Raw genomic sequence first — 7,455 nt, forward strand, 5'->3', positions numbered from 1 at the left:
GAGTAATTTTCATGGGCGCGATCTTGATCTGATACGAATGAAAAATCAAGTATCTTCAATTACGATGGGTATATATCATCTAAATCACCCTTGATTAATTGCCAGCGTTGACGGATCTGCTGTGTCCATGCGGATTGTGTCGGAGCTGCATGAGAGCGTGCAAATACACCATACTGATTTAGACAGTTATTCTCTCCGTCTAACTTTTCTGTATGAATGAGATGTTTAATTTTCTGTACATCTTGCCACCAGCTATGATTAATACGATCATCACTGGTCGTGCCTGGTGAGAACGGATAATGAAACGTTCTACCATACTTTCTTGATTGCATATCCATAATGCTTTGACTCTTTTTAAAAATTATCCTAATAAAAGCGTATTTACACCTTTACAGATTAATGTTCATCTTAAAATCGATGAAAGAGCTCAAAAATTGGCATTACATTTTCTTTATTCCTGATTTTAATCCTTTAATATATGGAATATTAATACTGTGTGGTAACAAAAATCCCCTGCCTAATACTGTAACAAGGGATTATAGTTATATATTCAAGGGAATAAAAATTATCAACTAACCGCCGCAAACGCCTCAGCAATTTTCTGTACGTTTTGGTGATTCACGCCCGCCATACAAATACGACCAGAGACTACCAGATAGACGCCAAATTCTTCACGCAAGCGATCAACCTGTTCCTGACTGAATCCGGTATAACTGAACATGCCACGCTGTTTCAACAAGTGATCAAAATTTTTCTCTGGCAGCGCACTTTTCAGAGCATTAACCAAAACAGTTCGCATTTCCTTAATACGCAAACGCATCTGCTCAACTTCTTTCAACCACAGTGCTTTTAATTCAGGATCGCTCAATACCCTGGCAACGACCTGCGCACCAAAATTAGGTGGGCTGGAATAAATACGGCGCACACTGGCTTTCAATTGTCCTAAGACACATTCACCTGCTTCTACATCATTACAGACGACTGACAACCCACCAACGCGCTCGCCATACAGGGAGAAGATTTTTGAGAATGAATTACAAACCAGACATGGCAGTTCCGCATTCGCCATCGCACGGATAGCGTAAGCATCTTCTTCTACACCATCCGCAAATCCCTGATAGGCGATATCAAGGAATGGAATCAATTCTCGCTCTTTTGCAACCTGAACCACTTGATCCCACTGGTCACGGGTTAAATCAGAACCGGTCGGATTATGGCAGCAAGGATGCATCAAAATAATACTTTTTGCCGGCAGTTGATTGAATGTTGCCAACATTTCACCGAATTTTACCCCTTTAGTTTTGTCATCAAAATAAGGGTAATAATTCACGTTGATCCCTGCTCCAGCAAAAATTGATGCATGGTTTTCCCATGTCGGATCACAGCACCACACTTCAGAGTCAGGGAAATAACGGTGTAAAAAGTCAGCGCCGACCTTTAACGCACCAGAGCCCCCAACGGTTTGGATCGTTGCAATGCGCTTCTGCCCTAATAATGGATGATCTTTACCAAACAGCAATTCCTGAATTGCCGAGCGATAGGCAAGCAATCCTTCCATCGGGAGATAAAGAGAAGCAGACTGCGGCAGAGCACTCATTTGTTCTTCTGCGGTTGCAACAGCCTGCAATTGAGGTGTTATACCCTGTTCATCGTAATACAGACCGATGCTCAGGTTGATTTTTTCTGCGCGGGGATCTTTTTTAAATGCTTCCACCAACGAAAGGATAGGATCACCTGCGTAAGCATCAATATTCTGGAACACTGCGTATACTCCCTGTTACTGGGTTATATATACCCTTCATCTTTCCGATTGCAGCTTTGTCGGCTGCAACGAGAAATCTATTGGGTATAAGGACACTGTAACAGACAATATAATTTAACGGATTATTCGTCTAGATATTCCATCACAACACGTGAAGTCAATTTCGTGATCAGTTCATAAGCACTGATGCCGGTGTGTTCCGCAATTTTTTCAACAGGTAGGATACTCCCCCAAAGGGTAACTTCATCCCCGACTTTGTCATGACATTCTGGCCCCAAATCGACGGTAATCATATCCATTGAGACCCGCCCAACCAAAGGAACTTCGCGCCCATTAATCAATACAGGCGTACCCGATGGCGCACTACGCGGATAACCATCACCATACCCCATGGCCACAACACCAAGAGTTGTATCTCGCTCACTGATCCAAGTGCCACCGTAACCAACCGATTCGTCTGCCTTATGTTTACGCACGGCAATTAAGCTGGATTTCAATGTCATCGCAGGGATCAGGTTGAAGTCAGCAGCGGTTTTATCTGCTATCGGCGATGCACCGTACATCATAATACCCGGACGAACCCAATCCAAATGTGCCTGTGGCCACAATAAAATGCCACCCGATGCAGCGATGGATTTTTCACCCGATTTATCCGCAATAAATGCCATAAAGCGATCAATTTGCTGGGAGGTTGTATCCACGGTCAGCTCATCTGCACGGCTAAAATGGCTGACGATATTAACCGGCTGCTCGACGTTATGGCAGCGACTCAAGCGTTGATAAAAGTCTTCCGCTTCATCAATACGAACGCCCAGACGGTGCATTCCCGTATCCAGCTTCATCCACACTTTAATGGGATGGGATAAGTTCGCTTGTTCCAGTGCTTCGAGCTGTTCAATGCTGTGGACTACGGTTTCGATATGGTTGACAACCAGAACGGGCAAATCCGCCGCTTCAAAAAACCCTTCCAGTAATAGGATGGGCTTGACGATCCCTCCACTACGCAGGGCCAGTGCTTCTGCAATGCGAGCGACACCAAAACTATCAGCATCTTCCATTGTGTACGCTACTTCTAAAAAACCATGTCCATAGGCGTTTGCTTTCACCACTGCAACCAGTTTGCTGTCAGGAGCTTTTACTCTGACATGTTGCAGATTGTGTCGCAGAGCGCGGCGGTCGATAACAGCAGTTGCCGCTTTCATTTTTTCCCCTCGTTACTATTTTCCGGTCAGTTGGTTTTGGTAAGTAAGATTATTCGTCGCTATAGCTTGGCCCTACGTAATTATCGAACCGTGACCATTGGCCGTTAAACGTCAGCCTTATCCTACCGATAGGGCCGTTACGCTGCTTACCAAGGATGATCTCTGCCACACCTTTCAGTTCGCTGTTATCGTGATAAACCTCGTCACGATAGATAAACATGATCAAGTCGGCATCCTGCTCGATAGAGCCTGATTCACGCAGGTCTGAGTTAACCGGACGTTTATCAGCACGCTGCTCCAAGCCGCGGTTAAGCTGAGAGAGTGCCACAACTGGCACTTGAAGCTCTTTTGCCAAGGCTTTCAGTGAGCGGGATATTTCCGCGATTTCCAGTGTACGGTTGTCAGATAGGGAAGGTACCCGCATCAATTGCAGGTAGTCGATCATAATCAAACTGAGTCCGCCATGTTCGCGGAAAACCCGTCGGGCACGGGAACGTACTTCGGTAGGGGTCAAACCCGATGAGTCATCAATATACATATTGCGTTTTTCCAGCAAAATCCCCATGGTGCTGGAAATACGTGCCCAATCTTCATCGTCAAGCTGACCCGTACGAATACGTGTTTGATCCACACGAGAAAGCGACGCCAGCATACGCATCATAATCTGGTTGCCGGGCATCTCAAGACTGAAAATGAGTACCGGTTTATCCTGCATCATCGCCGCGTTTTCGCACAAGTTCATGGCGAAAGTTGTTTTCCCCATTGAAGGACGCGCAGCGACAATAATCAGGTCAGATTTCTGTAACCCGGCAGTTTTTTTATCAAGATCTTGATATCCCGTGGAAACCCCCGTTACCCCATCATGTGGACGCTGATAGAGCTGCTCAATCCGTTCGACGGTTTCTTCAAGGATCTGTTCAATGCCTTTCGGGCCTTCATCTTTGTTCGCCCGATTTTCTGCGATCTGGAATACCCGTGATTCCGCCAGATCCAATAAATCTTCACTGGTTCGCCCTTGTGGATCATAACCCGCATCCGCAATTTCATGGGCAACCGCAATCATATCTCGGACAACAGCGCGTTCCCGGACGATATCAGCATAAGCGTTAATATTCGCTGCACTTGGGGTATTTTTTGATAACTCCGCCAAATAGGCGAACCCGCCAACGCTATCAAGTTGCCCGTTCTGCTCAAGGGATTCCGATAAAGTGATCAGGTCGATGGGTTGACCCCTTTCGAGCAGACGCTGCATTTCAGCAAAAATGCGCCGATGTGGGCGGCTGAAAAAATCATTGCTGGAGACTCGCTCGGAAACATTGTCCCAGCGTTCATTATCCAGCATCAAACCGCCCAACACGGATTGCTCTGCTTCCAAAGAGTGTGGTGGAAGCTTCAGCCCTTCCACTTGGCGATCTTTTGGTTCAGCCATACTGTTGTTAGTTGGTTTTTTTCCAGCCATGTATACCGCATTAATCCACTAAACAAGAACGAAATAGCGCATCAGTATACGCCATGAAAACAGCCTTGAGTAATTATAAATAGTCTGTAATGATTTCGAATACATCAACGCCGTTTGCAGCGATTTCATTTCAAACGTGCGAAGCTTTTCCCAATATTTCTAAAATAATGAGAGGCTGATTCATGGCAAAACACATCGAGTTTTCCACGTCAGGCGACCCTGAGGTGATCCAATATTGCGAATTTACCCCTACCGACCCTGCTCCTGATGAGGTACAGGTTCAGAATAAGGCTATCGGGATTAATTATATTGATACCTATATGCGCAGTGGACTATATCCAACAGCAAATCTGCCCAGTGGCCTCGGAACCGAAGCCGCAGGTATTGTGACCAAGATTGGCTCTAGCGTGACATCCATTAAAGTCGGTGATCGTGTGGCTTATGCTCAAGCTACCCTTGGTGCTTATAGTGAAGTACATAATGTGCTTGAAAGCAAATTAGCTGTACTACCGGACGCAATCTCATTCGAACAGGCTGCTGCATCACTTTTAAAAGGTTTAACCGTTTATTATCTGTTCTATAAAACGTATAAAATTCAAACGGGAGAAACTTTTCTGTTCCATGCGGCAGCGGGCGGTGTCGGATTAATTGCCTGCCAGTGGGCAAAAGCATTGGGCGCAAAATTGATTGGGACTGTTGGTTCCGATGAAAAAGCAGCCCTTGCCAAAGCGGCGGGTGCGTGGCAAACCATCAATTACAACCGTGAAAATATTGTCGAGAGCGTCACCGAAATTACTGGCGGAGAAAAAGTTGGCGTAGTTTATGATTCCGTCGGTAAGGCGACATGGCTCAATTCGCTGGATTGCCTGAAACGACAAGGTTTGATGGTCAGTTTTGGCAATGCTTCTGGACCAGTGACTGGGGTAGATTTAGGCATTCTCAATCAGAAAGGTTCTCTGTTTGTCACCCGTCCTGCAATTAATGGTTATATCACTACCCGTGAAGAGTTAAATGAAGCCAGCAAGGCGCTGTTTGATTTAATTGCCAGTGGCAAAATCAATGTCGATGTGACAGAGAACCAGAAGTTTCCATTAAGTGAAGCTGCAAAGGCGCATCGCACACTGGAAAGCCGCGCCACCCACGGCTCCAGCCTTCTGATTCCTTAATTCCACCCACAAAAATGACAGAGCGGATCACATCCGCTCTGTCACCATCTCCAGTGCTTTTTCCACCACCATAATATCAGCGCCGGTCTTATGGGCATTCTCACTCAAGTGGCGGCGCCACTGACGCGCACCGGGAATTCCCTGAAAAATGCCCAAGATATGGCGGGTGATGTGTCCCAGATAGGTGCCTTTTGACAATTCCCGTTCAATATAAGGATAAAGCGCCTTAATCGCATCAATGGTGTTCACCATCGATGCCGCTTCATTAAACAACTCACGATCAACATGCGCCAGAATAGATGGATTTTGGTAGGCTTCCCGCCCAATCATCACGCCATCCACATACTGTAAATGCTGCTTTGCTTCTTCCAGTGATTTAATGCCGCCGTTAATGGAAAGCGTCAATTGTGGGAAATCTTTTTTCAATTGATAGACCCGTGGATAATCCAAGGGTGGAATTTCACGGTTTTCCTTTGGACTCAGACCAGATAGCCACGCCTTGCGGGCATGGATAATGAAATTATCGCAATCACTGTTTTTCACGACCGTATCAATGAAATCACACAAGAATTCGTAACTGTCCTGTTCATCAATGCCAATACGGGTTTTAACCGTGACAGGAATATCCACAACATCCTGCATAGCCTTAACGCCGTCTGCCACCAACTTGGCTTCCCCCATCAAGCAAGCACCAAAGCGGCCATTTTGCACACGATCAGAAGGACAACCAACGTTCAAATTGATTTCATCGTAACCCCGCTCCTCCGCGATCTTGGCACACTGCGCCAACGCCTGGGGTTCACTGCCGCCCAATTGCAATGCCAGCGGATGCTCCTGCTCGTTATAAGCCAGATAATTCCCTTTACCATGAATAATAGCACCCGTTGTCACCATTTCGGTGTAAAGCAATGCTTTCTTACTCAACAGACGATGGAAGTAACGGCAATGACGATCAGTCCAATCTAACATGGGGGCAACGGAGAAGCGGTTGAGAGGGAATTCAACCTCTTTTTTGCTCACATTTTTAGTTGTATCAATATTTTCAATTTTTTTATTTTGCTGCATTTTTGTACTTTCAAGGCGATATTTTCATTCTCTGAATCCCTTGTCGTTCCCTCATTTATAAGGAAGCTGATACAGAGAATAGGGGGAAATTTATGGTCTACTATAGCACAGAGAAGCTCCAGAGCGCAGACAGGAATCCATACGAACTAAAAGCAACGATTGTCGTTCTTAGTAGAAGATTTGAAGAAGGTAAAAAAGATAATTATCAATTATTTGCTCACTTTATTTGATATCAAAATATCATATCACTCTTGTAACTTGGCGATGGAAAACTCAAATAATGGAAATCAATTTGAATAAATACATTAAACGCCAGACATAAGAGAACATTACAAGCTATCTTTTCCACACCAATGCCAAATACACTGGAAAGGCGTAAGATTGAAGCACTGTTCATTGCATTAGACGCGATAGTTTCAGAAGGGAATAATGTTTCAATCCTGACAATTAATCGTAGGTATGATTTTATTAGATTTAGCCGCACAGCGATTAAATGTTATTAAAAAAATACAATCTATAAGATATTACCAGAGGCTCGCATAGTTATATGGTTTTATATACGTAAATATGAAACCACTAAATCTCACTTAAAACAAATAATAACGAAAAGAAAATATCAACAATGAAATTAATCACGCGCAAAAAACTGTACATAAAAACAGTATTGATATTGATTAATCTTGTGCTTTAACATTAGCATCTTTAATACACAGGGAAGATTATTTGTTAAGTAATCAAGAAAAATTAATTGCAAATTTAGCACCATAACCTTCCAATAGAGTATTTAGCTCATACTCCACG

General features: G+C 44.4%; 5 protein-coding genes and 1 pseudogene. 1 reads left to right on the top strand and 5 read right to left on the bottom strand.

Going from position 1 to position 7,455, the window contains the following annotated elements:
* Positions 1 to 71: 71 nt before the first annotated feature.
* The 4 genes and pseudogenes from NXS07_RS17860 to dnaB all read right to left on the bottom strand — a co-directional run.
* Positions 72 to 338: pseudogene (locus NXS07_RS17860) on the bottom strand (RNA ligase family protein); the annotation flags it as partial.
* Between the two features lie 230 nt (positions 339 to 568).
* Positions 569 to 1,762, bottom strand: coding sequence for an amino acid aminotransferase (locus NXS07_RS17865; RefSeq protein WP_258087309.1), 1,194 nt, complete (start codon positions 1,760 to 1,762; stop codon positions 569 to 571).
* A 122-nt stretch (positions 1,763 to 1,884) separates the two neighbouring features.
* On the bottom strand, positions 1,885 to 2,964 hold the full coding sequence (gene alr, locus NXS07_RS17870; RefSeq protein WP_258087310.1) for an alanine racemase: 1,080 nt from the start codon (positions 2,962 to 2,964) through the stop codon (positions 1,885 to 1,887).
* Positions 2,965 to 3,013: 49 nt separating this feature from the next.
* A complete protein-coding gene (gene dnaB, locus NXS07_RS17875) occupies positions 3,014 to 4,423 on the bottom strand; it encodes a replicative DNA helicase (RefSeq protein WP_038193262.1) in 1,410 nt (469 codons plus the stop codon).
* Between the two features lie 182 nt (positions 4,424 to 4,605).
* On the opposite strand from dnaB, the gene NXS07_RS17880 reads away from it, so the two are divergent.
* A complete protein-coding gene (locus NXS07_RS17880) occupies positions 4,606 to 5,589 on the top strand; it encodes a quinone oxidoreductase (RefSeq protein ID WP_038203650.1) in 984 nt (327 codons plus the stop codon).
* Positions 5,590 to 5,616: 27 nt separating this feature from the next.
* Here the strand turns inward: NXS07_RS17880 and dusA are convergent, their stop codons facing one another.
* Positions 5,617 to 6,654 carry a tRNA dihydrouridine(20/20a) synthase DusA gene (gene dusA, locus NXS07_RS17885; RefSeq protein ID WP_038203652.1) on the bottom strand — a complete coding sequence of 346 codons (1,038 nt, stop codon included), beginning with the start codon at positions 6,652 to 6,654 and terminating at the stop codon, positions 5,617 to 5,619.
* Between the last annotated feature and the right edge of the window lie 801 nt (positions 6,655 to 7,455).

Source organism: Xenorhabdus bovienii, assembly GCF_024721015.1.
Classification (GTDB): domain Bacteria; phylum Pseudomonadota; class Gammaproteobacteria; order Enterobacterales; family Enterobacteriaceae; genus Xenorhabdus; species Xenorhabdus bovienii.